General features: G+C 65.9%; 24 protein-coding genes. 15 read left to right on the top strand and 9 right to left on the bottom strand.

What is annotated here, in order from left to right; all coding sequences use genetic code 11:
* The first annotated feature begins 17 nt into the window (after positions 1-17).
* The 3 genes from ACR65K_RS17775 to ACR65K_RS17765 all read left to right on the top strand — a co-directional run bounded on the left by ACR65K_RS17775 (position 18) and on the right by ACR65K_RS17765 (position 1,448).
* The gene (locus ACR65K_RS17775; RefSeq protein WP_440154327.1) at positions 18-656 is read left to right on the top strand and encodes an isochorismatase family protein; all 639 of its coding nucleotides are present in this window, start codon (positions 18-20) and stop codon (positions 654-656) included.
* A gap of 118 nt (positions 657-774) precedes the next feature.
* Complete coding sequence (locus ACR65K_RS17770; RefSeq protein ID WP_440154326.1) at positions 775-1,131, top strand: DMT family transporter; 357 nt, start codon at positions 775-777, stop codon at positions 1,129-1,131.
* Positions 1,128-1,448, top strand: a complete 321-nt coding sequence (locus tag ACR65K_RS17765; protein ID WP_440154325.1) for a DMT family transporter — start codon at positions 1,128-1,130, stop codon at positions 1,446-1,448. Before ACR65K_RS17770 ends, ACR65K_RS17765 begins: the two co-directional genes overlap by 4 nt.
* Before the next feature lie 36 nt (positions 1,449-1,484).
* Here ACR65K_RS17765 and ACR65K_RS17760 read toward each other — a convergent pair whose 3' ends face one another.
* Both ACR65K_RS17760 and ACR65K_RS17755 read right to left on the bottom strand, forming a co-directional pair.
* Entirely contained in the window at positions 1,485-2,576 is a 1,092-nt protein-coding gene (locus ACR65K_RS17760; protein WP_440154324.1) for an SDR family oxidoreductase, read from the bottom strand.
* 96 nt (positions 2,577-2,672) lie between these two features.
* Positions 2,673-2,819 carry a hypothetical protein gene (locus ACR65K_RS17755; protein ID WP_440154323.1) on the bottom strand — a complete coding sequence of 49 codons (147 nt, stop codon included), beginning with the start codon at positions 2,817-2,819 and terminating at the stop codon, positions 2,673-2,675.
* 147 nt (positions 2,820-2,966) lie between these two features.
* Between ACR65K_RS17755 and katG the strand changes: the two genes are divergently transcribed.
* The gene (gene katG, locus ACR65K_RS17750; protein ID WP_440154322.1) at positions 2,967-5,261 is read left to right on the top strand and encodes a catalase/peroxidase HPI; all 2,295 of its coding nucleotides are present in this window, start codon (positions 2,967-2,969) and stop codon (positions 5,259-5,261) included.
* Positions 5,262-5,330: 69 nt separating this feature from the next.
* On the opposite strand, the gene ACR65K_RS17745 is transcribed toward katG, so the two are convergent.
* Entirely contained in the window at positions 5,331-6,560 is a 1,230-nt protein-coding gene (locus tag ACR65K_RS17745) for a GAF domain-containing sensor histidine kinase (protein WP_440154431.1), read from the bottom strand.
* 59 nt (positions 6,561-6,619) lie between these two features.
* On the opposite strand from ACR65K_RS17745, the gene ACR65K_RS17740 reads away from it, so the two are divergent.
* From ACR65K_RS17740 to ACR65K_RS17730, 3 genes are read left to right on the top strand one after another with little or no spacing between them, the layout of a single operon-like run.
* Entirely contained in the window at positions 6,620-6,784 is a 165-nt protein-coding gene (locus ACR65K_RS17740; RefSeq protein ID WP_440154321.1) for a hypothetical protein, read from the top strand.
* 18 nt (positions 6,785-6,802) lie between these two features.
* Entirely contained in the window at positions 6,803-7,138 is a 336-nt protein-coding gene (locus ACR65K_RS17735) for a GNAT family N-acetyltransferase (RefSeq protein ID WP_440154320.1), read from the top strand.
* A 40-nt stretch (positions 7,139-7,178) separates the two neighbouring features.
* A complete protein-coding gene (locus ACR65K_RS17730) occupies positions 7,179-7,481 on the top strand; it encodes an antibiotic biosynthesis monooxygenase family protein (RefSeq protein ID WP_440154319.1) in 303 nt (100 codons plus the stop codon).
* A 196-nt stretch (positions 7,482-7,677) separates the two neighbouring features.
* On the opposite strand, the gene ACR65K_RS17725 is transcribed toward ACR65K_RS17730, so the two are convergent.
* From ACR65K_RS17725 to ACR65K_RS17710, 4 genes are all read right to left on the bottom strand, one after another.
* Positions 7,678-7,863: a hypothetical protein gene (locus ACR65K_RS17725; RefSeq protein WP_440154318.1), complete on the bottom strand. Its 186-nt coding sequence runs from the start codon at positions 7,861-7,863 to the stop codon at positions 7,678-7,680.
* 113 nt (positions 7,864-7,976) lie between these two features.
* On the bottom strand, positions 7,977-9,590 hold the full coding sequence (locus ACR65K_RS17720) for an AMP-binding protein (protein ID WP_440154317.1): 1,614 nt from the start codon (positions 9,588-9,590) through the stop codon (positions 7,977-7,979).
* Positions 9,591-9,643: 53 nt separating this feature from the next.
* Positions 9,644-10,303 carry a response regulator gene (locus ACR65K_RS17715; protein WP_440154316.1) on the bottom strand — a complete coding sequence of 220 codons (660 nt, stop codon included), beginning with the start codon at positions 10,301-10,303 and terminating at the stop codon, positions 9,644-9,646.
* Positions 10,296-11,615 carry a sensor histidine kinase gene (locus ACR65K_RS17710; RefSeq protein WP_440154315.1) on the bottom strand — a complete coding sequence of 440 codons (1,320 nt, stop codon included), beginning with the start codon at positions 11,613-11,615 and terminating at the stop codon, positions 10,296-10,298. Before ACR65K_RS17710 ends, ACR65K_RS17715 begins: the two co-directional genes overlap by 8 nt.
* A 166-nt stretch (positions 11,616-11,781) precedes the next feature.
* Here ACR65K_RS17710 and ACR65K_RS17705 point away from each other — a divergent pair, with 166 nt between their 5' ends.
* Positions 11,782-12,885, top strand: a complete 1,104-nt coding sequence (locus tag ACR65K_RS17705; protein WP_440154314.1) for an ABC transporter permease — start codon at positions 11,782-11,784, stop codon at positions 12,883-12,885.
* Between the two features lie 28 nt (positions 12,886-12,913).
* Positions 12,914-13,615, top strand: a complete 702-nt coding sequence (locus tag ACR65K_RS17700) for an ABC transporter ATP-binding protein (protein WP_440154313.1) — start codon at positions 12,914-12,916, stop codon at positions 13,613-13,615.
* Positions 13,616-13,713: 98 nt separating this feature from the next.
* Here the strand turns inward: ACR65K_RS17700 and ACR65K_RS17695 are convergent, their stop codons facing one another.
* Positions 13,714-14,466 carry a ZIP family metal transporter gene (locus ACR65K_RS17695; protein ID WP_440154312.1) on the bottom strand — a complete coding sequence of 251 codons (753 nt, stop codon included), beginning with the start codon at positions 14,464-14,466 and terminating at the stop codon, positions 13,714-13,716.
* A 169-nt stretch (positions 14,467-14,635) separates the two neighbouring features.
* Here ACR65K_RS17695 and ACR65K_RS17690 point away from each other — a divergent pair, with 169 nt between their 5' ends.
* The 6 genes from ACR65K_RS17690 to ACR65K_RS17665 all read left to right on the top strand — a co-directional run bounded on the left by ACR65K_RS17690 (position 14,636) and on the right by ACR65K_RS17665 (position 21,860).
* Complete coding sequence (locus tag ACR65K_RS17690) at positions 14,636-15,112, top strand: sensor histidine kinase (RefSeq protein ID WP_056329797.1); 477 nt, start codon at positions 14,636-14,638, stop codon at positions 15,110-15,112.
* Between the two features lie 243 nt (positions 15,113-15,355).
* Positions 15,356-15,505 (top strand): hypothetical protein, encoded by a 150-nt coding sequence (locus ACR65K_RS17685; protein ID WP_440154311.1) that lies wholly within the window; start codon positions 15,356-15,358, stop codon positions 15,503-15,505.
* Positions 15,506-15,652: 147 nt separating this feature from the next.
* Positions 15,653-18,313, top strand: a complete 2,661-nt coding sequence (locus tag ACR65K_RS17680) for an exo-rhamnogalacturonan lyase family protein (RefSeq protein WP_440154310.1) — start codon at positions 15,653-15,655, stop codon at positions 18,311-18,313.
* A gap of 176 nt (positions 18,314-18,489) precedes the next feature.
* Positions 18,490-19,482: an SRPBCC family protein gene (locus ACR65K_RS17675; RefSeq protein WP_440154309.1), complete on the top strand. Its 993-nt coding sequence runs from the start codon at positions 18,490-18,492 to the stop codon at positions 19,480-19,482.
* 538 nt (positions 19,483-20,020) lie between these two features.
* A complete protein-coding gene (locus ACR65K_RS17670; RefSeq protein ID WP_440154308.1) occupies positions 20,021-20,965 on the top strand; it encodes a hypothetical protein in 945 nt (314 codons plus the stop codon).
* Between the two features lie 292 nt (positions 20,966-21,257).
* A complete protein-coding gene (locus ACR65K_RS17665) occupies positions 21,258-21,860 on the top strand; it encodes a hypothetical protein (RefSeq protein WP_440154307.1) in 603 nt (200 codons plus the stop codon).
* Between the two features lie 225 nt (positions 21,861-22,085).
* Here ACR65K_RS17665 and ACR65K_RS17660 read toward each other — a convergent pair whose 3' ends face one another.
* Positions 22,086-24,062, bottom strand: coding sequence for a rhamnogalacturonan lyase (locus ACR65K_RS17660; RefSeq protein WP_440154430.1), 1,977 nt, complete (start codon positions 24,060-24,062; stop codon positions 22,086-22,088).
* Between the last annotated feature and the right edge of the window lie 44 nt (positions 24,063-24,106).

Genomic DNA, 24,106 nt, shown 5'->3' with positions numbered 1-24,106 from the left:
AGGGAGAACCAAGACCAATGAGCAGCCCCCGCCGCGCCCTCATCCTCATCGATGTGCAGCAGCAGTACTTCAGCGGCCCCCTCGAAATCCAGTACCCGCTGCACCAGGAGTCGCTGCCCGCAATTGCGAAAGCGGTTGACGCCGCCACCGCCGCAGGCATCCCCATCGCCGTGATCCAGCATTCCGCCGGTGAAGGCGCGCCGGTGTTTGCGCCCGGCACCCCTGAATTCGAGCTGCACCCAGAGATCGAACGCCGCAGGACGGGTGGATGGAAGCAGCTGGTCAAGCAGTATGGCTCGGTATACGCCGGTACGGACCTCGCCGAGTGGCTGCGGAAGCACGACGTCGACACGGTCACCTTGGTGGGCTATATGACCAACAACTGCGTGCTCGCCTCCGCCGTTGAGGCAGAGTTCCTCGGCTTCAGCACCGAAGTGCTCTCCGATGCCACCGGCGCCATCAACCTCGCCAATGATGCAGGCTCCGCCGACGCAAAAACAGTGCACACCACGCTGCTCGCGCTGCTGAACTCGAACTGGGCAGCAGTAGCCGATACCGACACCTGGGCCAACGCCCTGAGTGCGCAGCAGCCACTCACCGGCAGCGACCTCGGCAGCTCCGCGGTGGCCGGACTGGAACTGGCCCCGCAAACCTAGCCAGCGCCCCGCACTTCCCGCCTGTCCTTACCGGCGGGAAGTGCGGGAACACCAGCAGCAATCGCGGCGTTGCATCCACGGGAACCAGCCCGTAACAAAATTTCAAGGAACTGTTTAGATGAAATGGATTTTCCTCGCCGGCGCCATCCTGAGCGAGGTAACAGCGTCCCTCTCCCTGAAGGCGGCCCTTGATAATCCTGCTTTCTTCATCGTGGTTGTCCTCGGTTATTCGGCGTCTTTCGCTTTCCTCGCCGGCGTCCTCCGCAAAGGCCTGGGCCTCGGCGTTGCCTACGGCATCTGGGCGGCGCTGGGCGTGACACTCACCGTGCTGCTGGCCGCCGTCATCTTCGGCGAAGCACTGACCCCGGTGATGATGATCGGCGTCGCCATGGTGATTGGCGGCGTGCTCTGCGTTGAACTCGGCTCGCACAAGGAGCCGGCGGAGGAACCTGCCAAAGAAATGGTCAACTCATGATGTGGCTGCTGCTGGCAGCGGCAATCCTCACTGAAGTCAGCGCCACCCTCCTCCTGCGGGTCGCTTCCACCGGTAAGCGGCGCTGGTACGTCCCGGTCGGCGTCGGCTATGTCCTGGCGTTCACGCTCCTCACGCTGACCCTGGACCAAGGCATGAGCCTCGGCGTTGCCTACGGCATCTGGGCCGCCGCCGGCGTCGCACTCACCGCCCTGGCCAGCCGGGTCTTCTTCAAGGAGGCCATCACCCCCGTCATGATGCTCGGCCTCGGCCTCATCATCGGCGGCGTCCTGCTCATCGAACTGGGCGCGGTGCACTAGGGCCGTATGAATGCTGCATGACGAAGAGCGCCACCATCACGGAATCAGTTTTTCCGAACGGTAGCGGTCAAAAAGTGCGGTGAAAGAGTCCAGCGTCCGCCGGTACCCCGTGAACCCGGCATCACGGCTCTTCCCCATGTCCGTCACCACCTCAATGCCGCGCCCCAGGTCACCGTCCGTGTGCCACCAGGATGCCATCCGGTCCAGCTCCGGTTCGCTGAGGTCGTACTTCGCGGCAAGCTGCCGCCACTGGTCTTCACGGTCCGCCATGGACAGCTCCAGGGGACGGGGCTGGCCTTGGTATCCCTCCCACTCCACGCCGAAGTAAGCTGCGAGTTTCGGCCACATCCACCGCCAGCGGAACACATCGCCGTTGACGATGTTGAAGGCTTCGTTGGCGGCTTCGGGAGTGGTGGAGGCCCACAGCATGTGCTCGGCCAGCAGACCGGCATCCGTCATGTCGGTCAGCCCGTTCCATTGTGTTTCTGATCCCGGGAAAACGAACGGCTCGCCGCTTTCCCGGCACAGGGTGGCCTGCGTGGCAAGCGTGAGGCCCATGTTCATGGCATTGCCCACCGCATGCCCGATCACCGTGTGCGCGCGGTGCACCGACCAGGTGAATCCCTGCTGCGCCGCTGCCGCCCAGAGCTCGTCCTCCTGGGCATAGTAGAAGTTCGGCACCGGAAGCCGCGGTTCCTCCTCGTGGAAGGGTGTGTCCGGCATTTCCCCGGCGGCGTATGCCTCGAACGGTCCGAGGTAGTGCTTAAGGCCAGTCATCAGGGCAACGTGGGCCACTTCCTTTCCCCGCAGTGCGGCGAGGAGGTCACGCACCATGCGGGCATTCACTGCGATGTTCTCTTCCTCGGTGTCCCGCCGCGACCATGCGGTGAAGTAGACATGTGAGGGGTTCTCCGGACCAAGCACGGCGGCCAGGGAGGAAGCCGAGGTCAGGTCTGCGGAGAGCCACCTGACACCGGGGCGCTTGGCTCCGGACCCGCGGGACAAGGCAAGGACTTCCCAGCCTTCCCCAACCAAGGTATCCACCACGGCAGACCCCGCGATTCCGGTGGCTCCGACGACGAGGGCCGTCCGTCCGTTGCCCGCTGCTATTCCTGCGCCGATGGTCATAGTGCTCCTTCTCGTGGGTGCCTGGTTGGGCCGGGATGTTAATTCCGACGACGGCCTCCTAGCGACAAGCTGCAGCCTTAGGCAGATATTCCGCACCTATGCGGTGGCCGCCCCGGAAACGCCAGGCCAGACGCGTTCGGCGAGCGCGATGACCGGCGGCACGGCGGGGTTGTCCGAGTCCGCGGGCCGCGCCATCCACAGGTAGACGGGCAGGGGAAGCGCTCGACGCAATGCGTTTCCCATTGTTCCTGCAATTTTCCCGAACAAGTTCCTGCAGATTTTCCGGACAAAGAGGACCTCCCCCGGGCGGCCCGCCTATGTTCAAATGGGAAGGTTGAACCGGCCCCCCCCGAGTCCGCTCCACGGCCTCGACCCGATGGAAGGAAGCACATGACCGACCGCCAGGAACACCCTCCAGTCCCCACGCCGGGTAGCGCCCAAGGCCTGGACAGCAAAGCTGAGGGCGGGTGCCCGGTGGCCCATGGCAGCGCCACGGCCCAGGGCAGCGAAAGCGAAAACCCGGCGATCGATTCGCCGCAGCCCAAGGGGCACCGGCCGCGGACCAACCAGGACTGGTGGCCCAACCAGCTGGACCTTTCCGTGCTGCACACCCATGGAAAGGCGAGCAACCCGCTGGACCCGTCGTTCAGCTACCGCGAGGAATTCCAGAAGCTCGACCTCGAGGCCCTGAAGCGTGATATCACCGAGGTCCTGACCACGTCGCAGGATTGGTGGCCGGCGGACTTCGGCCACTACGGCGGCCTGATGATCCGCATGAGCTGGCACGCGGCCGGCACCTACCGCGTCCAAGACGGCCGCGGTGGAGCAGGCGACGGCGGCCAGCGGTTCGCGCCGCTGAACAGCTGGCCGGACAACGCCAACCTGGACAAGGCCCGGCGGCTGCTGTGGCCGGTCAAGCAGAAGTACGGCCAGAAGCTTTCCTGGGCCGACCTGCTGGTCCTGGCCGGCAACGTTGCCCTGGAATCGATGGGCTTCAAGACCTTCGGCTTCGCCTTTGGCCGCGAGGACGTGTGGGAGCCCGAGCAGATCTTCTGGGGCCCTGAAGACGCCTGGCTCGGCGACGAGCGCTACGTGGGCGAAGGCCAGATGTCCGAAGACGTCGGTTCCACCGAGATGGGCCTGATCTACGTCAACCCCGAAGGCCCCATGGGCAACCCGGACCCCGTGGCTGCTGCCGCCTTCATCCGCGAGACGTTCAAGCGCATGGCGATGAACGACGAAGAGACCTTCGCGCTGATCGCCGGCGGCCACACCTTCGGCAAGACCCATGGCGCCGGCCCCGCCGATGCTCATGTGGGTCCCGAACCGGAGGGCGCCAACCTTGAGGCACAAGGCTTGGGCTGGCTCAGCACCTACGGCAGCGGCAAGGGTGGGGACACCATTACCTCGGGCCTTGAGGTCACCTGGACTGACAAGCCCACCCAGTGGAGCAACCGCTTCCTGGAGATCCTGTTCGAGTACGAATGGGAACTGGTCAAGAGCCCCGGCGGCGCCCACCAGTGGGTTGCCAAGGACGCCCCCGAGATCATCCCGGACGCCCACGATCCCGCCAAGAAGCACCGCCCCACCATGCTGACCACGGACCTGTCGCTGCGCTTCGACCCCGTCTACGAGGAAATCGGACGCCGCTTCCTCAAGAACCCGGACGAGTTCGCACTGGCCTTCGGCAAGGCCTGGTACAAACTGCTGCACCGTGACATGGGCCCGGTTGGCCCGCACATGCTGGGTCCCTGGGTTCCCGAGGCGCAGCTGTGGCAGGATCCCGTTCCCGCCGTCGACCATGAACTGATCGACGAGCAGGACATTGCCTCCCTGAAGGCCAAACTCCTGGACTCCGGCCTGACCATCCCGCAACTGGCAGGCACGGCCTGGGCCTCGGCTGCCACGTACCGCAAGACGGACCGGCGTGGCGGTGCCAACGGCGCCCGGATCCGGCTGGAGCCGCAGCGCAGCTGGGAAGCGAGCGAGCCGGAGCAGCTGGCCACCGTCCTTCAGGCCCTTGAGCGCGTGCAGGAGGAATTCAACGCCGCGCAGACGGGCGGCAAGAAGGTCTCCCTCGCTGACCTGATCGTCCTCGGCGGTGCCGCCGCGGTGGAAAAGGCCGCTGCCGACGCCGGCTTCCCCGTCACCGTGCCGTTCCGCCCGGGACGCACCGATGCCGCCCAGGAGCAGACCGACGTCGAATCCTTCCAGTACCTGCAGCCGCGGGCAGACGGGTTCCGCAACTACCTGCGGCCCGGCTCGAAGCTCCCGCCCGAAACCCTCCTGCTGGACAAGGCCTACATGCTGGACCTGTCCGCACCGGAGATGACGGCGCTGGTGGGCGGCATGCGTGCCCTGGGCACCAACGTGGGCGGTTCCAACCACGGCGTGCTGACGGACAAGCCCCAGGTCCTGACGAACGACTTCTTCGTCAACCTGCTCTCGCCCGGTACCAAGTGGAAGGCATCCGAGTCGGAGGAGAACGTCTACGAGATCACCGACGTCGCCACCGGTGAACTGAAGTGGACGGCCACCCCGGTGGACCTGGTGTTCGGCTCCAACTCACAGTTGCGGGCCCTTGCCGAGGTCTACGCCAGCGAGGACGCCAGGGAGAAGTTCGTCAACGACTTCGTGGCCGCCTGGACCAAGGTCATGGAACTGGACCGCTTCGACCTGAAGTGACCAAGGTGAACTGAACCGGTGTGTCCGGGCCGGCTGCAACTTCAGTCGGCCCGGACCCCTTTAAGGCGCCTAGTGTTCAGCGGGAAAGCTGATCACCACGGTGGTGCCGCCGCCGGGCGTCTCCTTCAGGCTCAGCTCTCCCCCATGGGCGTCCGCAATCCGCCGGCAGGTGGCCAGGCCCAGGCCCGAACCTTGTCCGTCGCCCTCCCGGTGCAGCCGGACCAGGGGTTCCAGCACGCGCTGCCGGTCCTCCGGGGCGATCCCCTTGCCATTGTCTGCCACCAACACCGTGGTCCCGTGATAGTTGGACATGCCGCTGATCCGCACCTCAAGCTTCCGGTCCGGGCTCGGGTAATTGACTGCATTGGCCACCAGGTTCTGCAGCAGGATGCGCAGTTGGCCAGGATCAACCTGCAGCTTCAAGTCCTCGCTGTCCAGGACCGCGCCCGGCCCGAACGACAGGCCCAAATCATGCGCCACTTCGCCCGCCACAGCCTGGAGTGATACACGCTGCCGCTGGATGGCTCCGCCGACACTTGAGTACTTCAGGACGTCCTGGAGCATGGCAAGCATCCGGTGGCCGCTGGCGCCGATGAGCTGAAAATACTCAGCGGCCGGGTGGGTGCTGTCCACCCCGGGGTCATCCTCACCCATCTCCACATAGCCCAGGATGGTGGTAAGCGGCCCACGGAGGTCGTGGCTGACGCGGCCTGCAAACTCTGCCAGCTTGGCGTTGCTTTCCCGCACTTCGTGGAGGGCGCTGTTCAGCTGCAGTGTCCGGCGCTGCAGCTCAAGCAGTTGCACCGCCTGGCGGGCCAGGATTTCCAGCATGTCCAGCTGGTCCGCATCAGGCACCGCCCGCGAATCGGAAAATACACACAAGGAGCCGAGCACGAATCCTGATGCGGTTTCCAACGGTACCGAGGCGTAAAACCGTACGGCGGCGATCTCCCCGGTGACAAACGGATTTGCTGCGAAGCGGGGATCCAGCGAGGCGTCCGTAACAACAGTCGTTTCACCGGTGAGGAAGACTTTGGCGCACATGGAGTCCTGCCGCGAACAGACTGCGGCTTCAAAACCGACAGCGGCCACCTGGCGCTGCTCGTCGGACGTGACAACGTTGATCACCCCGTAAGGCACGCCGCAGAGTTTGGCGGCCAGCTCAACGAGGTTTTGAAGGGGTTCCATTGACTGCTCATCACAGGTGACAAGCAGGCCCTCCCCGGTTGGCGATGCCAAACCATATTCCTGCAGTAGCTGGTCCCGCCCGATCGGATCCCCGGGGGCTGCAGATGCCATGAGCGTGTGCGCCATTAATTGTCCCCTTTCAGACCGCACATTAGGGTCCCGGGCGTGTGATGGCCCAGCTCATTGCCCCAAACGTCAGTTTCCATCAATCCTGGCTTGAAGCAGCCGGTGAGTTTGCCGGCGCACGCCAAGACGGTGCGGGTGCCGACGGCTGGTCCCTGGACGAACTAAAGGACGCCCAGGTGTTTGGCCGCTTCGTCGATGCCCTCGTCTAGGACGCCCTGCCCGAAACCGTGCGTAAGCCCGGCTTTGTGCCCTGCACCTACCTTTGGATTGTCGACGGCGGCAGGTTCGTGGGCTCGCTGGCCATCAGGCATGAGTTGACCGACTACCTCCTGAACGAAGGCGGGCACATCGGCTACAGCGTCAGGCCCGCTGCCAGGCGGCGGGGCCATGCAGCGCAAGCCCTTGCGGACGCGCTTCCCGTGGCGCGGTCACTCGGGATCGACCGGGTTCTCCTGACCTGCGACGAGGACAACGCCGGATCGCGGGCAACCATCGAGAAAAACGGTGGCCGGTATGAGGACACGCGCAACGGCAAGCGCCGCTACTGGATCAACAAACCCTAGCCAGCCATATTCCCCGCCACCGGTCTGAAAGACTTGCCCGGTGATTACCGAACATGCGCTGCTTCCCGTCATCCCTGGCCGCGAGGAGCAATTCGAGGCCGCGTTCCGCCAGGCCCGCCCCATCATTGCCTCGATGCCGGGCTTCATGTCGTTGTCGCTGTCCCGGTCGATCGAATCCCCCAGCATCTACCTACTGCTGGTCGAGTGGGAGACGCTGCAGGATCATACGCTCGGTTTCCGCGGCTCTCCCGAGTACCAGCAGTGGCGGACCCTGCTGCACAGGTTCTATGAGCCGTTCCCGACCGTGGAGCACTTCGAGCGCGTGAGTTTGCCGAACCACTGACGCGGCCGGAACATGGGGGAAGCCCCCGCGCGAGTCTAGCTCCAGCGCGAGGGCTTCTTGCTTCCCTGCCGGGGGAAATGGCGGGCAAGCAGTTACAAACTACCGGTCAGTAGGTTGGCCAAAGTGCCAAAACGGGCACCTTCGGCCAATCTTGAGCCAACCTTGAGAGGGGCCTCAAGGAGTTCTTCAAGGAACCTCAATCAGCAGGCCCCGCCGTGGCATCAGGATCTTCCTCGGGTTCGAAGGTGTTGGGCTCGGCACCATCGGAAATCCCGACGCCGTCCTTACCCCCGGGGATCCCGCCGTTGGCATTCCCTTTGCCGGCCGTGGACCCTTCCTGCGGCTCATCCTCGGGCAGTGAATCAGGTGAATTGACGGACATCGCTCCTCCTTCTGTGGCTGGGCCTCCACGCTAACAGCCCCAACGGCAAAAGGCGCCGGTAAAGGGGGCATCACTTTTGCCGGCGAACAGGAACCGCCTAAATCTCTTGCCTGCTAGCTGCCCGCTTCCGCGGCCCGCTGCTGCCTCAGGATGTAGCGCTGCAGCTTCCCCGACGGCGTCTTGGGCAGGTCCGCCACGAAGTGGATGCGGCGCGGGTAGGCGTGCGCGGCGAACTGCGTCTTGACCATGGTCTGGAGTTCGGCCACTAAGGCGTCACTGCCGTTGGTCCCTTCCGCCAGCACGACATAGGCCTCCAGGAGTTCTCCGCGCAGTTCGTCGGGGGCGCCCACCACGGCAGTTTCCAGGACCGCCGGGTGGGTGGCAAGGACGCTCTCCACATCGAAAGGGCCAATCCGGTATCCGGCCATGATGATCACGTCGTCATCACGGGAAGAGAAGAAGTAGTAGCCGTCCGCGTCCACCATGCCCGCGTCACCGGTCAGGTACCACTTGGCGTCCGCGCTGAACCTTTCGGCCGTTTTGTCCGGGGCGTCCCGGTACCCCCTGAACCACATCATGGGGCTTTCGGCCACGTTGACGGCGACGCGGCCCAGTTCGCCCCGCGCGGCCGGCTCGTCGGCGTTGTCCTTGAGGACAGCGCAGCTCCACCCCGGCAGGGGCCGGCCCATGGAACCGGAACGGAGCTCCGTCCTCACGTCGTCGTGCCAGGCGTTGATGATCATCATTCCGTGTTCGGTCTGTCCGTAGTGGTCCCGGACGGGAACGCCCAGCACCTCCCGGGCCCAGCTGATCACTTCGGGGGTCAGCGGCTCGCCGGCGGAAGAGGCGCGCCGCAGCCGGAAAGGTCCCGTTCCGGCGTCGGTTTTTGCACGCATGGTGCGGTACACCGTGGGAGCAGCCGCGAAGTTGGTGACCGAAAATGCCTCCAACACCTTGAAGCTGAGTTCCGGCGAGAACCCCGGCCGCAGCAACAGGTTGCGACGCCCTGCCGCCATGGGCCCCAGGATCCCGTAGTACAGGCCATATGCCCAGCCGGGATCTGCGGCATTCCAGAAGACGTCCTCTTCACTGACGTCCAGGCCCACTTCGACGTACTGGCGGAACGCGGCCAGCGCCCGGACGGGCACCGGCACACCCTTGGGAGCACCCGTGGTGCCGGACGTAAAGATCAGCACCAGGTCACCGTCACCTCCCACAGCTTCAGCCACGATTCCGGGTTGCTGCCCGGCCAGGAGCGTCGTGAGCGCCAGGTCCGGACTGGAGGCTTCTGCACCGGCAACCACCACGGCGGCCGTGGTTTTCTGGATCTTCGCCCGCTGGTCGGCGTCAGTAATCACAACCTTTGCGCCGGACGCGGTGAGGCGAAGTTCGATGGCCGGCCACGCGAAGGCAGTGAACAGCGGCACATGGACAGCCCCGCGCCGCCAAATGGCCAGGAGCATGACCACAAGGTCGGCCGACTTTCCCATCAGGGTGGCCACCGCATCTCCAGGCCCCACCCCCAGCTCTGCCAGGGCAGCCGCTCCCCGTTCCGAGCGCTCCCGGAGCTCGCCGTAGGTGATGTCCTCCGAGGAGAGGTCTGCGGCAACCACCGTGAAGGCAACACCATTGGGATCGTGGCTGTCGCACAGGAGCTCGGCTGCGCAGGCATCAGGAGCACCGTAAGTGGCAAGAAGGGCATCAACGGCTGGAACCGGACGGGACATTCATTCTCCTTTGAACAATGGGCCTGGGGCAGTGGAATAAACCTACTGCACAGTCAGCCCTTGGAACCCGGCGCCCGGATGATCCTCCGCTGCGTGGCCACGGCGATGGCGGCCGTGCGGTTGTCCACGCCAAGCTTGCCGTAAATGTGCACCAGGTGGGTCTTCACCGTAGCCTCCGAGATGAAGACGTGCTTGGCGATGGCGCGGTTGGAAAGGCCGGTGGCCAGCAGTTCCAGCAGCTGCACCTCCCGCGGGGTGAGGGAGGTGCCGGGATTGCTGATCCGTTGCATCAGCAGGGCAGCGGCCCGGGGCGCCAGTGCTGTGCCGCCCGCGGCGGCCTGCAGGACGGCCTGCCGCAGCTGTTCCGGCGGCGCGTCCTTGAGCATGTAGCCGCTGGCCCCGGCCTCCACCGCGGCCAGGATGTCCGCGTCGGTGTCGTACGTGGTGAGGATGAGCACCGGCGGCGGCGCGGCGAGCTTCCGGATCTGTGCGGTGGCCGTGACCCCGTCCATTCCGCTGCCCATCTGCAGGTCCATGAGGACCAAGTCCGGCGTCTCGCCCAGCGTCCTCAGCCGTGCCAGCTCCTTCAGCGCAGCCGCGCCGTCGGAGGCCTCCGCGGCAATGGAGATGCCCTCGAACCCGGTGAGCATGGCCCGCAGCCCGGCACGGACCACGGGGTGGTCGTCCACGAGGAGGACACGCACTTCACCCACGCGGTCCCCCTCCCAGCGGCAACCGGATGGCCACCACAGTGCCCTCTCCCGGCGCGGATTCAACTGCCAGCGAGCCGTTGAGCGCATTGACGCGCTCCCGCAGCGAGCGCAGCCCGAACCCGCTGCCGTCCGCTGTGTCCGCGGCACCGGCCGCACCGGCCGGATCAAACCCCGTGCCGTCGTCGTAAATGTCCATGGTCACCTCGCTGCCCAGGAAAGCAAGGGTGACGACGGCGTTGGCGGCCCGGGCGTGTTCACGGACGTTCGCGAGGCTGGCCTGCGCCGCCCGCAGCAGGGTGACGCGGACCGGCTGGGGCAACTCCTGCGGCTCGCCGTCCACCTCGAGCCGGCACCGCAGCGCAACTCCCGCAGCCGCGGCGCCGGTCTCCGTGGTCCCGCACAGCCGGCGCAGGGCCTCCACCAGGGTTGTGCCCTCCAGCTGGGGCGAAGAGAGGCCGCGGACAAAGCTGCGCGCCTCCGCAAGGTTATCCGTAGCGGTCTGCTGCACCCGCGCCACCCGCTCGGAAGCCATGGCAGTATCCCCGTCCATGAGCGACTTCTCCGCCGCCCGCCCCAGGAGCACGATGCTGGACAACCCCTGGGCCAGGGTGTCGTGGATTTCCCGGGCCAGCCGCTCGCGTTCCGCCAGCACCCCGGCCTCATGCTGGGACCTGGCCAGTTCCTCCCGCGTGCGGCGCAGTTCGTCCGCCGCACGTCGCTGGTTCTCCGCTTCCCGGTACAGGGCGGCGTACGCAAGCCCGGTGATCACCGAGAAAACCGCGCCCAGAACGGGCCCTACGATGGCCGCCGCGTGCGGCACAGGTGTGCCGGCGGCAGCCCACTGTGACGCGACCACAGCCACGGTCATCAGCGCAATCGCAAGCAGCGCGGCGCGGCGGGGCAGCAGGTGGAGGTGGAGGAAGAAGATGGGGAAGGCCAGCCAGGCGAAGTCGGCACTCCCGGCGAGCAGGAACGCCCACAGTCCCGTGACCAGGCCCAGCCACAGCAGGCCGTAGCGGCGGGGGTTGAACCCGGTGCGGGCTTCGGCATGTCGTTTTTCGACGACCGTTCCGGCCAGGTACACAGCAGCCAGGACCACGGCGGCCCCCGCCCACAACCAGCGCAGCGGGCCTCCGGCCATCAGCATCCGGACCAGTGCCACAGCCAGCAGCACGGCAAACCCCGTGTGCAGGGTGACCCGCAGGACCCGGAGGATGGCCGCCGACGAGGCATTTTCCAAGGCAGCCAATGGCCCCTTCGCCGGGATGCCGCCGGCCTTTTCCAGTGTTTGCGGCGGGGGCGTGGCAGGCATTCACTCAGCTTATGCCGGGACCGCCCGCAGGGGATCAACCGAAAGGTTGACTCCCGGCTCCACCCTTCCACGCGTGCGGATCAACCGTCCCCGCGATGCCGCTCCATACCCTTCCCGGGAGAGTGGAAGGACAAGAACAACCACCCCTGCTGAGAGAAGAAACAACGTGTTCCTGGCAATCCGCGATATCCGCTTCGCCAAAGGCCGGTTCGCCATGATGGGCGGCGTCGTAGCCCTGATCACCCTCCTGCTGGTCATGCTGTCCGGCCTGACCGCGGGACTGGCCGAGCAGTCGACATCCGCCATCGACAGGCTGGGTGCGGCCGGCACCAAACCGGTGGACACCATCGTTTTCGGGGCACCGGGGTCAGCCGCCCCCAAGGCGTCCTACACGGAAAGCTCCGTGACTGCCGCCCAAGTGGAGACGTGGAGGGACCAGCCCGGCGTCGAGTCCGCCGAGCCGCTGGGCATCACCCAGACCCGGGCCCAGACGGCCGGTGGTTCAGGAACGGCCAACGTGGCGGTTTTCGGTGTTTCACCGGGCAGTTCGCTGGCGCCCATCGAGGTATCCACCGGCACCGCCGTGCTGGGCACAACCGTTGCGGAGGCCCTGTCCGTGGGCCAGGGGGACAGGGTGTCCTTTGGAGGCGTGGAGCTTTCGGTCGCCGCCGTGGTGCCGGACCAGTGGTATGCCCATACCAGCGTGGTGTGGACGGCGCTGCCCGCCTGGGCCAAAGCGGCGCACGTGTCCGACGGCGGCCAGCTGGCTACCGTCGTCGCGGTCACCTACGCGGACGGGGCCAGGGTGGACGAGGCCGCGGCCAATACAACCGCGCATACGGTCAGCGAGTCCCGTACGGGGTCGTTCCAGGCGCTGGGTTCCTTCAAGAGCGAGAACGGCTCCCTGACCCTGATGCAGGCTTTCCTCTACGGGATCTCCTCCCTGGTGATCGTGGCCTTCCTGACCGTCTGGACCATCCAGCGCACCCGGGACATCGCGGTGCTGAAGGCCATGGGCGCCCCCGGTTCCTACATCCTGCGCGACGCCCTGACCCAGGCCGCGATTGTCCTCGTCGCGGGCGCTGGAGCGGGTGGGGCCGTGGGCGTGGCCGCCGGTTCCCTGGCCGCGCAGGCTGCCCCGTTCCTGCTGAACGCGGGCACCACGGTGCTTCCCGTCGTCGGGATTGTTGCCCTGGGCCTGGCGGGCGCCGCCCTGGCAGTCCGCCGCGTGACCAAGGTCGATGCGCTCCTGGCGCTCGGCGGCAACTAACTCCTCCCTCCCCGAAAGGAACACCCTCATGTCCCCTATTCCTGCTCCCCTAAACCTCCTCGACGTCACCCTCGAGTATCCGGACGGCGGCGGAACCACCACAGCCCTGGACCGGGTCAGCCTGACCGCCCGCGCGGGCCAGCTCGTGGCACTCGTAGGCCCCTCAGGCTCCGGCAAGTCCAGCCTCCTGGCCGTGGCCGCCACCCTGGTCCGCCCCACCCGCGGACAGGTCATCATCGATGGCACCGACACCGCGGCCCTCAAGGACAGGGAGCTCACCGCCCTGCGCCGCGGCAAAGTGGGCATCATCTTCCAGCAGCCCAACCTGCTGCCCTCGCTCACCGCCGTCGAACAACTCATCATCAGCGAACACCTGCGCGGAAAGCCCGCCAAATTGGCACGTGCCAAGGCAAAAGAACTGCTGGACCTTGTGGGCCTCTCCGCGAGCGCCCGGAAGCTGCCGCACCAGCTTTCCGGCGGACAGCGGCAGCGGGTGAACATCGCCCGGGCACTCATGGGCAGTCCCAAGGTGCTGCTGGTGGACGAGCCCACCGCCGCGCTGGACCACGAGCGCAGCGCCTCGATCATTGCCCTGCTGCGCCAGGTAACAACGGAGTTCGGGGTGGCAACGGTGATGGTCACGCATGACACCGAGTTCGTGCCGCTGACGGACGCCGTGGCCACCATGCGGGACGGCCGGTTGACGGCACCCGTCCTTGCCGGGGTGTAAGGGCGTCCGGCAGGCGTATGCCCTGCAGCAAAGCGCGACGGCGGGGTGCGGCACTGCGCCGCACCCCGCCGTCGTGCCATTTACTTAGGCCCGGTTCCCTACCCCAGATGGTGAATCGTAAACGCGGTCAGGAACCCCACGGAAGCGGTCAGCCCGGTGAGGTTGTGGTGCTCTTCGAAGGCTTCGGGAATCATGGTGTCCGCCAGCATGGCCAGGATGCCGCCAGCCGCAACGGAGGTGATGAACGCGACCAGTTCTTCCGGTGCGTTTTCAAGCGCCACATATCCCAGCAGCGCCGCCATACCGCTGAGGACCGCGATGCCGCCCCAGAGCCCGAACACATAGCCCCTGCTCCGTCCGGCCTTCTTCATGCCGGCCGTACCGGACAGGCCCTCGGGGACGTTGGAGATGAAGACAGCCGCCAGCATGGCAGGACTCACCGCTCCCCCGGCCAACAGGCCGACACCCAGAACCACTGATTCCGGAACGCCGTCCAGCAGGGCGCCTACGGCTATCGCCGTGCCGCTGCCGGGATCGTCCTTCTCGGACGGCTGCTGGTCTCCGGACCGCTTGCGGTGCTTGGCGCCGGCCCGCGCCAGGAGCATATTGGCGCCCACGTACACCACCGCCCCGGCCAGGAAGCCCGCCACCGTGGGCCACAGCCCGCCGCCCTTCACGGCCTCGTCCACCAGCTCAAAGGCAAGCGCCGAGATCAGCACGCCGGCTCCGAAGGCCATGATCGTGGAAACAACTTTGGACGGGATGGACCACCGCCAGGAAACGGCAGCTCCCAGGACCAGGGCCGCACCGGCACCGGTGCCCCAAACAAGTGACATCAACCAAGCAGGCATACGTCTTCCGTCCCCAGTGCGGCGGAACTGAAACAAAGGCCGGCAGTGCACCCCGTCACCATCCGCGCGCAGAATTGATGCGATCTTGAGGCAAACCTTGCGATCCCTAGACCTTACAGGTCCACGCTGAAGCCATAGGACACAACCAGCTTGTGGGGAGCAGGACGTCATGGGAAGCAGAACAGCGTTGGACAACGAAGTCACAACCGTGGGAGGCGTGCTGACGGACAAACAGCCGCTGGACTTCCACACGTTGGGGCTCGCCGGATGCATCGACCGGCTCACCGCACCCCTGCGGCAGCGCGGGACCGCGGTCCACTGGGATACTCCGCACTGGGGCATCGAGATCCCGGCGGACTGCGCGTCCCTCCTGTACCAGTCCGCCCGCGAGGTCCTCAGCAACGCGTTCAAGTTCTCGTCCGCGTCCACACTGAACATCCAGCTGGCAGCCGTGGACCACGGCATCCGCTTGATCGTGGCCGACGACGGCACAGGCTTTGACAGTAATCTGGCCACGTGCGGACGGCACCACGGGTACGGCTTGCGGCTCATGGCGGTGGCCGTGCAGGAAGCCGGCGGTGCGATGGACATCAGTTCCACGCCCGGGCAAGGCACCAGCGTGACGGTGACACTGCCGCTTGACTGACCCTCCGGCCCACCATGCCGGCTCAATAGACTCGGATGCCCGCCGTTGCTGGGACGGCGGGCATCCGTACGCCTTATGAAGACCGCGGGGAATCAGCGGGAGAGCTTGGCGGCGGTTGATCTCACAGCCGTACCAGCCCGGCACAGCAAGCCCGGCCGCGACCCACTGCGCTGGAAGTCCTTGACAGGTCAGGGACCGGGGCGCTCAATGAGGGGACCGCGAACACGGCCACGAGGAGCAGTCATGACTGAAAATCGTTCAAGGGACGACGACGACCGGATCCATGCCGAATCACCGGCCGAGGGCGATCCGGGCGCGGACCCCACTGATCTCAGCGTACACGCGCAGGACCCGGCCGAGGGGCCGGACGACGACGGGGAGGCCAAAAAGTAAGCTCCCTCCCCGCTGCCTTTCCTGCCGGCAGCCGGGACCGCCTGGCAAAATCCCCTTGCACGCACGCCACTGGTCTACTACGTTGTAGTTCAAATCGAGAAAGCGCTTTCCCGCCTTCGGCGGGACTTCTTCGCGCAGCAATCACCAGTGGAATTGGATGACATGACGGACAGCACCCTCATCAGGTGGATCGATGGACAGGCACCAGCAGAAATCAGCAGCGGAACCACGTGGGGCATGCCATTCCCGCGCGGGACCGTGCCCGGCACGGAGGCGCTGGCAGTTGCCGATAGCACCGGCACGCCGGTCTCCAGCCAGGCCTGGCCACTGGCAACATGGCCGGACGGCTCCTTGAAGTGGGCGGGCGTCGCGCTCCCGGCCACGGATACGCCGTCGGCCAGCTACCACGTGACGGCCGACGGCGGCACAACCTCCGCCGCCGGCTGGCCGTCGCCGGGCGGGGGTCTGTCCGTCACGGTCACCGAGGGTGCCGACGCTCTCACCGTGGACACCGGCGTCCTGCAGATGGTGATCAAGCGCAGCGGGTCCACCCTGTTCAGCAGCCTTTCCCGGGACGGGCGGGAAGTCGCCCGCGACGCCCGGCTGGTGAGCCTGCTGCAGGACAGCGTGTCCGAGGGCGCGGGAACGGTTGGCCGGGATGCCTTCACTGGCGGGGTCAACGCCATCGTGCTGGAACAAAGCGGTCCCGTGCGTGCCGTGGTGCGGATCGAAGGCCACCACCGCCCGGACGTGCCGGGGAGTGAAAAGCGGGACTGGCTGCCATTTGTAATCCGCTTCTACTTCCACGCCAACGCCCGCAGCGTCCGGATGGTGCACTCGTTCATCTGGGACGGCGACGCGGACCGGGACTTCCTGGCCGGGCTGGGCGTGCAGTTCACGGTCCCGCTGGAGGCTGAACTGCATGACCGGCACATCCGCATCGCGGGCGCCGATGGAGGATTCCTTACCGAAGCGGTCCGCGGCCTTACCGGCTTGCGGCGGGATCCCGGCGCGGAGGTGCGGGACGCCCAGATCGCCGGCCGCCCCACTCCCCCGGCGGACAGCTGGAATCCGGAAGTCTCAAACCGCCTGCACCTGATCCCCAGCTGGGGCGACTACACCCTCAGCCAGCTAAGCGCTGATGGATTCGAGCTGCGCAAGCGCACCGCCGCCGGCCACGGGTGGGTGGGGATCTCCGGGGGCACCCGCGCCGGCGGCTTCTGCTCCCTGAGCGATACCCGCGGCGGCCTGGGTGTGGGGATCAAGGATTTCTGGCAGTCCCACCCGGGCCAGCTGGACATCCGCGGCGCCGGCACGGACGAAGCATCGCTGACCGCCTGGCTTTACTCCCCCGAGGCGCAGCCGATGGACCTGCGTTTTTACCATGACGGCCTGAGCCAGGACACGTTCGAGGAGCAGCTCGAAGGCCTGGAGATCACATATGAGGACTATGAGCCGGGCTTCGGCAACCCCACCGGAATCGCCCGGACGCATGAGCTGACCCTGTTCGCCTACGACGCGACCCCCACCACCGAAAACCTCGCCGCCGACGCTGCGGCCGCCTCCACCCCCGCCCTCCTGCAGGCCACGCCGGAATACCTGCACGCGGCGGGCGTCTTCGGCGACTGGGATCCGGTGGACCGCAGCACCCCGGCGCGGGCACGGCTGGAGGACCGGCTGGACTTCCTGTTCGATTTCTACGCCGGCCAGGTGGAGCAGCGGCGCTGGTACGGCTTCTGGAACTACGGCGACGTGATGCACACCTACGACTTTGACCGGCACGTGTGGCGGTACGACGTAGGCGGCTACGCGTGGGACAACTCGGAGCTCTCCCCGGACTTGTGGCTGTGGTATTCCTACCTGCGCTCCGGCCGGGCGGACATTTTCCGCTTTGCGGAGGCCATGACACGGCACACGGGCGAGGTGGACGTCTACCACCTGGGCCCCTGGGAGGGACTGGGTTCCCGGCACAACGTCCAGCACTGGGGCTGCAGCGCCAAGCAGCTGCGGATCAGCACGCCCGCCTACCGCCGCTTCTACTACTACCTCACCGCAGACGAGCGCACCGGGGACCTGCTCACCGAACTGGTTGACAGCGACCAGAACTTCCTGGGACTGGACCCGGTCCGCAAAGTACGGCCCGACGCCGCCACCTACCGTCCCAACCGCGACGCACTCGGCGTGGGCCTGGGGACGGACTGGGGCTCACTCGCCGCCACCTGGCTGACAGACTGGGAACGCACCGGCAACCCGCGGTCCCGGGACCGGCTGCTGGGCACCATGGCGGACATCGGCAAGCTCAAGTACGGATTCCTCACGGGCGAAGCGCTGTACCACCTGGACAAGGGCCGGTTCGATACGGGGCGGGAAATGATCTCGGTTTCGCACCTGAGCGCCGTGTTCGGCCTGGTGGAGATCTGCAGCGAACTGGTGGACCTGGTGGACGATCCGGAATTCGAGCGGGCGTGGCTGCAGTACTGCCGCCTGTTCCTGGCCGGCAAGGAGGAACAGGTGGACACCGTGGGCCAGCCCCTCGACGGCATCTACCTCACCCAGGCACACAGCCGGTTGACGGCCTACGCGGCGTCGAAGCTGAATGATCCGGATTTGGCAGCCCGGGCGTGGCAAAGCTTTGCCGAAGGCGGCGAGCACCTGAACCACGAATCCGCCTTCACGCTCCGCAGGATCGAGCCTCCGCACGTGCTGCTGCCGGTGGATGAAGCGCCCACCGTCTCCACCAACGACACCGCCCAGTTCGGGCTGGCAGTCATCCAGAACCTGGCGCTGGTGGGCCAGTACCTGGACTGACCCTCCAGCCCTAAACAGACCGCGGCGGCGGCACCCACTCAGGTGCCGCCGTCGTGGTTTTCCCATACCCGCTGAAGTGAGGCTCTGGAAACATCAGCACCCAAAAGGTATGTTGGTAAGCATGCTGATGATTTTTCCTACTCATCAGTTCCCGGTAGCAAAGCGAAGGAGACGTTATGAGCACGAAGGTCGAAAAACGCATTCTGGTCAACGTACCGGTGAGCACCGCTTATAACCAGTGGACGCAGTTCGAGGAGTTTCCGCACTTCATGGGCGGCGTCAAGAGCGTGACCCAGCTCAGTGATGACCGCCTGGAGTGGGTGGCCGAGATCGGCGGGGTCCGCAGGCAGTGGGAAGCCAAGATTTTGGAGCAGGTTCCGGACCGCAAGGTTGCCTGGGCCGCTACCGAAGGTGCCACGAACGCCGGCGCTGTTGAATTCGAAGACGTGGGCGGCGGCCAGACCTCCATCAAGCTGACCCTCGAATACGAGCCCGAAGGCGTCATCGAAAAGGTGGGCGACAAGCTCAACGTCGTGGACCGGCAGGCGGAGTCGGACCTGCAGAAGTTCAAGGAATTTATCGAGGATGAAGGCTATGCCAGCGGCGCGTGGCGCGGTTCCGTCAACCCCGGCGCCACCGTGGGCACGCCCGGTGTCGAGCACGCAGGTGCATCCCGCGGTGATTCCGGCAAGGCCGGTGTCTCCGGCAAGGTTGCTGCCGGCGTGGGCATTGCAGCGGCGGCCGGCGCAGCAGCAGCCATGGCTGCCAGCGGCAACAAGGGAGAAACAGCGGCCGCCGATGAAACGGTAACGCCGGTAGCTCCCGGCGAGCCGGCCACCGTCACCCCGCTGACGACGGACACGACCACAGCAGTCCCGGCCGAGCCCCTCACCACCGGCGCCACCACCGGCAGCGCCTACCCGGGCACGGGGACGGCTGACACCACAGCGGCAGGTACGACCTCGGCTGCAGGCTCCAGCGGCTCCCTCGCAGACCTGGATGACGGCAGGATCGGCCACACGTTCGACCAGACCAACGGCCTGGTGGACACCACGGGTGAGTCCGACGAGACGCTGGAAGGCGAGAACCTGAGCGCCGGCGAACGGCGCGGGGACGACCGCAACGACGGCGGCCTGCCGCCTGTCGGCGGCAACCTCGGCGGACACTGACCGCCACCCGCAAAACTAGCGCCGCCCGCCTTCCCCCAAGGCGGGCGGCGCTTTGCCGTTATCGCTCAGATGACGGCGCTTGTGATGACTGCCCCGTCCCGGATGACGAATTCAAGATGATCGGCCAGATGCGGATCATGCACCCGAGGTCCAGCTCATACAAGGGAGCGCCGCCCACGAGGCCAGGGCTCAGGATCGCGCCTACGAAGACGCCGACCTTCACGGCGGCAGTGCGATGAGGCTCCACTTCTGCGCGCCTGCTCCTCAGCGGGTCCTAAGCCTCTTCTGAAGCGGCGTTCGCCTCCGTAGCATCAGCGCATCAGGGGCACCCTTCGGGGGGCAGCTTTTGGAGGATGAGAGGGAAGCAATGCGCGTTCACCGGAAGCTTGCCCCTCGGAGAGTTCTTATGCTTTCCGCGGCACTGGCCCTTTTCCTTGGCGGCTGCACGCAAGGGGGCACGCCCTCATCCCCAACAACATCACCCTCATCCGAACCAACGCAGTCCCCCTCAACTAGACCAACCGAACCTCCCCCACCCGTGTCGGGCAGCCCTGCCTGTGACCTCATCGCGCCGGACATCGCCGCGAAGATCGATCCTGGGCTTGCCCAGATGGGAACGGGGGGCAAGCCGGCAGGGAGCCCCGCGTACGTCTGCAGCTACATGAGTAAATCGAGCAAAAGCCGGGCTCTTTCCGTCTCGTTGACATCGCCCGCCTCGGCGCCGCAGATTGCGGAAACGAAAAATACTCCGGACTGCTCAGCAGTGGAGGGCATCGGTGACTTCGCTTGCATGCAGTGGACGGGGTGGTTCCGCGGCGAGCCCGGAGGGGCGTCGGCCAACACTGTCCTGAAGGCAGTCCGGGGCAACGAGTCCCTCGACCTGCGCATCGTCGACGCACCACCAATAACGCCGGATTTCCCGGTACCGGACGGTGACGCCACAGCGCGAGCACTTGCCCAGGCCCTTGTCGAGGGCGGGTGGGGCAACGGCGCTGAACTTCATGTTCCGGCCGCGCCACCTGTCGGTCCCCAGACTGAGACAGACAGCCCCGTTTGCGCCCTGGTCAGCGCCGACGCACTCAAGCAGGCCTTCGGGGCCACAACCCAGGCGCAGGTTCTCCCCGGCGAGGGCAACTGCCGATACCTATTTGGCGCTCTGGGCACACCAGGGCCTGACTCACTCAAATTCGCCATCGAGCTCCACCAGGGCGGCGCGTCCGCGCTCTCGCGAGTTCTGCCCCCTGATGGCCAAAGCATCGAAGGTGTCGGCGACAAAGCCATCCTGGTTATCCGGTCAGATCCGGGCGGACCAAAAGCACTCCGGCCGCCAAGCGATGTCCCGGTCACCTACATGTCACTGATGGTGGCCCGCGGCCAGAACATGGCCATATTTGTCGCAGAGATCCTGATCTCACCAGCCGGGCCCACCGAAGAGCAGGTCAAGGAACAGTTCGTCACCCTGGTCAAGGGGATCAACTTCTGAGCCAGCCCGTGCTCGCCGCCCGCCAGGCTCTTGGAAGAAACGAATCCTGAGGAACACTCTGATGCATCCAGAAGCCGGAAAATCCGTACGGAAGCTCCTGCCTGCCAGTCGGGTTGGCAGAGCCCTCATGCTGGCTGCCGGAGCGCTAATCCTCACGTCGTGCGGAGCCGGGCAATCTCGTGATACCGCATCCAACAGCGGCAGCAGCACCACAACGGCTGCAAGCAGTACCGCCTCGCCGTCGGCTGAGGCCACCGCCACGCCGCCGAAGGTCTTCACAGACCAGGAGCTCATGGCAATCAGCAGCAAAGTGCTGGAGCCGCACGGCGGAAGGGCCGAAGACACAGCCATGGCCCGCAAGTCTTACGCCTTGATGACGCAGCCGCCAATGTCTGCATCAGCATCCTCGATACTGGGTCCGACCGAGCCGGGTGAGTGCAACGTCTTCCATAGGTCGTGGCAGCACGAGGCACAACTGGATCCCTCCATGGGCTTCGCGCTGGCCGAGATTTTTAACGTTGGCGCCCATGGAACCGGCATGATCCTTTTCGATGTCCGAAGCGGTCCCCGGGAGACTCTTGCCAGAGCCGACTTTGATTACAGCCCGGAACTGATGGTCCGCTGCACCACGTTCGACCAGACGGTGTTCGGAGCCACCGGGCCCCAGAAGATAACGATCCAGCTTCTCCCTGGTCCGGACATCGGGGAGAAGGCCTACGTCACCAAGGAATCCTTTAGCGGGAACACTGCTGGGGTCGGGCTCCGCGTCCTGGCCGGAACGGTGTCTCTCGATATGGGCGCAAACACAGGGCTGGCGATAACTGAGGAAGAGGCGCTGAACCTGATGTCGCAGATCGCGCAGCAGTTTGTCGACGAGGTGAAGAGTTCGCACTAACTGCTGCACCTACGGGACGTTGATGAAAACGTCAGAGAGGAGATCTTCGAAATGGAGATGTAGGAGTAGGCAAACGATTCCGCTCCTGTCGCTGGCTGTCCGCCCAACACAGAGTCCTTGGGCCTTCGTTGCCACCGAGAACCGTCGAGACAATGACAACGACCGTGGCGGTTGGCCACGGTCGTTGTCATTGCTGCCAGCCGTCCCGCGATAGTTGGACTGGGCCTACTTGGCGTTTCCGGCGTAGAAGACAGCCGGCATGGCCGGGGTCTGCATTCCCTCGCCGATGAAGAAGCTCGGGTGCGGCGGCTGGTTGTAGCCCACCGTTTCGCGGGCTACCGCGGTCCGGTACATGGGATCGTGCATCAGGGTACGGAGCCGGATCTCGGTGGGCGAGGTGGTGGTGTAAACCCGAAGCTCGGTGCTGTCCGCGGACGGGAACACCAGCTCCTCGCGCCAGTCGCCCAGCAGGTCCGCCTGAAGTGACGGGTTTCCCTTGGTGTGGTTGTTGGTGCGGGCACCGGTGGCCGTCAGCAGCCTGTCACTGGTTTCGGTCTCCCAGTTCCACTTGGAGATGGTGGGTACGCCCACGCCGGCCTCGGCGTTGAAGTCGTGGTCTACGACTTCCCGCAGCAGGTCGCCGTCCCACCACGCCATGAAGTTGGCGGCGGGGATCTTGTCCGAAATCCGCTCCCCCTTGGCCGACATCAGGTACCCGACGGGCGAGTTCCAGGCGGCGTCGCCACCCACGGCCCAGCTTTCCGAGCCGGGAAAGCGGGGGTCGATGTCGCCGGTGGCACCGCGGCCGGTGTCCTTGACGGCGGGAATGCTCCACAGCACTTCGCCCGTTGCAGCATCGCGGAAAGTGGCGCCGCGGTTGCCGCTGGCGGACATGCTCTCGTGGACGGCGAAGGTCTCCAGGCCCGGGCGGGAGGGATCGAGGTCGCCGGTGTGGATGGCGTCGCCATGGCCGAGCTTGGTGTTGTACAGCGGGGTGCCGTCGTCGTCGATGGTCATGGAGCCGAAGACGAACTCGTCCTTGCCGTCCTGGTCCACGTCTGCCACGGAGAGGTTGTGGTTGCCCTGGCCTTTGTATTCGGCGCCGGCAACGTCGGAATCGAACTTCCACCGCTTGACCAGCTTGCCGTTGACCAGGTCGTAGGTGACCAGGACGGTGCGGGTGTAGTAGCCGCGGCTGAACATCAGGGACGGGTGCTCGCCGTCGAGGTAGGCAACGCCTGCCAGGAAACGGTCCACGCGGTTGCCGTAGCTGTCGCCCCAGGCGGCAACGCTTCCGCGGGGCGGGTCGTAGGGAACGGTGTCCATGATGGTGCCGCTGGCGCCGTTGAATACCGTGAGGTATTCCGGCCCGGAGAGGATGTAGCCGGCGCTGGTGCGGTAGTCTGCGGCGGCATCGCCAATGACCGTTCCTGCCGCATCGGTGGTGCCGTCGGCGGTCTTGAAGGCCACTTCCCCCTTGCCGTCGCCGTCAAAGTCATAGGCCAGCATTTGGGTGTAGTGGGCCCCGGCGCGGATATTGCGGCCCAGGTCGATGCGCCACAGCTTGGTGCCGTCCATCTTGTAGGCGTCCACGTATACGTTGCCGGTGTAGCCGGATTTGGAGTTGTCCTGCGCGTTGGAAGGGTTCCACAGCTGGATGATTTCGTAGGCGCCGTCGCCGTCCAGGTCCGCCACGGTCGAATCGTTGGCCGTGTAGGTGTACGGCTTGCCGTCCTTGCTGACGCCATCGGCCGGCTTGTCCAGTTTGATGGGCAGGTAGTTCTGTGCCAGCGGGCTGAACTCGGCACTGAGCTTGTCCTGCCCATTGCCGTTCCCCACCGTCTTGATGACGTACTTGGAGGCGGCCGTTCCCGCCGGGTCCACATAGGTGGTGGTGCTGCGGATGGGCTCGTCGGTGATCTGGACGCCGTCGCGGATGACATGGAAGCCCACACTGTCCTTGTCCAGGCCCAGCATCCGCCAGCCCAGGGTGACGCCCTGGTCCGTGAGCACTGCCACCGGGGCGCGGTCCAGGTTTTCCACCTGGCGCGTGGGTCCGGACACTGCCGGGGTTGGCTGGCCTTGATCAGCAGCGGCGAACGGGACACCGGTGAAAGCGAGCGCCGCTGCGGTGAAAGTGGCCACGGCTGCGGCGGGCGCAGCCTTCCAGGCCCTGCCCGCTGGGGACTTCGGGGAACACATTGAGCGGTGTGCCAAAAGAACATCTCCTTTGATGCGGCGGCAGC

Source organism: Arthrobacter sp. SAFR-179, from assembly GCF_059414945.1.
Note: the sequence above shows the minus strand (reverse complement) of the source record. Positions and strands in the feature narration are given on the sequence as shown.

Bases quoted from the DNA above. Each gene is read 5' to 3' on its own strand.
- ACR65K_RS17775 (WP_440154327.1), top strand. From the start codon at position 18: ATGAGCAGCCCCCGCCGCGCCCTCATCCTCATCGATGTGCAGCAGCAG.
- ACR65K_RS17770 (WP_440154326.1), top strand. From the start codon at position 775: ATGAAATGGATTTTCCTCGCCGGCGCCATCCTGAGCGAGGTAACAGCG.
- ACR65K_RS17765 (WP_440154325.1), top strand. From the start codon at position 1,128: ATGATGTGGCTGCTGCTGGCAGCGGCAATCCTCACTGAAGTCAGCGCC.
- ACR65K_RS17760 (WP_440154324.1), bottom strand. From the start codon at position 2,576: ATGACCATCGGCGCAGGAATAGCAGCGGGCAACGGACGGACGGCCCTC.
- ACR65K_RS17755 (WP_440154323.1), bottom strand. From the start codon at position 2,819: ATGGGAAACGCATTGCGTCGAGCGCTTCCCCTGCCCGTCTACCTGTGG.
- katG (WP_440154322.1), top strand. From the start codon at position 2,967: ATGACCGACCGCCAGGAACACCCTCCAGTCCCCACGCCGGGTAGCGCC.
- ACR65K_RS17745 (WP_440154431.1), bottom strand. From the start codon at position 6,560: ATGGCATCTGCAGCCCCCGGGGATCCGATCGGGCGGGACCAGCTACTG.
- ACR65K_RS17740 (WP_440154321.1), top strand. From the start codon at position 6,620: ATGGCCCAGCTCATTGCCCCAAACGTCAGTTTCCATCAATCCTGGCTT.
- ACR65K_RS17725 (WP_440154318.1), bottom strand. From the start codon at position 7,863: ATGTCCGTCAATTCACCTGATTCACTGCCCGAGGATGAGCCGCAGGAA.
- ACR65K_RS17720 (WP_440154317.1), bottom strand. From the start codon at position 9,590: ATGTCCCGTCCGGTTCCAGCCGTTGATGCCCTTCTTGCCACTTACGGT.
- ACR65K_RS17710 (WP_440154315.1), bottom strand. From the start codon at position 11,615: ATGCCTGCCACGCCCCCGCCGCAAACACTGGAAAAGGCCGGCGGCATC.
- ACR65K_RS17700 (WP_440154313.1), top strand. From the start codon at position 12,914: ATGTCCCCTATTCCTGCTCCCCTAAACCTCCTCGACGTCACCCTCGAG.
- ACR65K_RS17695 (WP_440154312.1), bottom strand. From the start codon at position 14,466: ATGCCTGCTTGGTTGATGTCACTTGTTTGGGGCACCGGTGCCGGTGCG.
- ACR65K_RS17690 (WP_056329797.1), top strand. From the start codon at position 14,636: ATGGGAAGCAGAACAGCGTTGGACAACGAAGTCACAACCGTGGGAGGC.
- ACR65K_RS17685 (WP_440154311.1), top strand. From the start codon at position 15,356: ATGACTGAAAATCGTTCAAGGGACGACGACGACCGGATCCATGCCGAA.
- ACR65K_RS17675 (WP_440154309.1), top strand. From the start codon at position 18,490: ATGAGCACGAAGGTCGAAAAACGCATTCTGGTCAACGTACCGGTGAGC.
- ACR65K_RS17665 (WP_440154307.1), top strand. From the start codon at position 21,258: ATGGCAATCAGCAGCAAAGTGCTGGAGCCGCACGGCGGAAGGGCCGAA.
- ACR65K_RS17660 (WP_440154430.1), bottom strand. From the start codon at position 24,062: ATGTGTTCCCCGAAGTCCCCAGCGGGCAGGGCCTGGAAGGCTGCGCCC.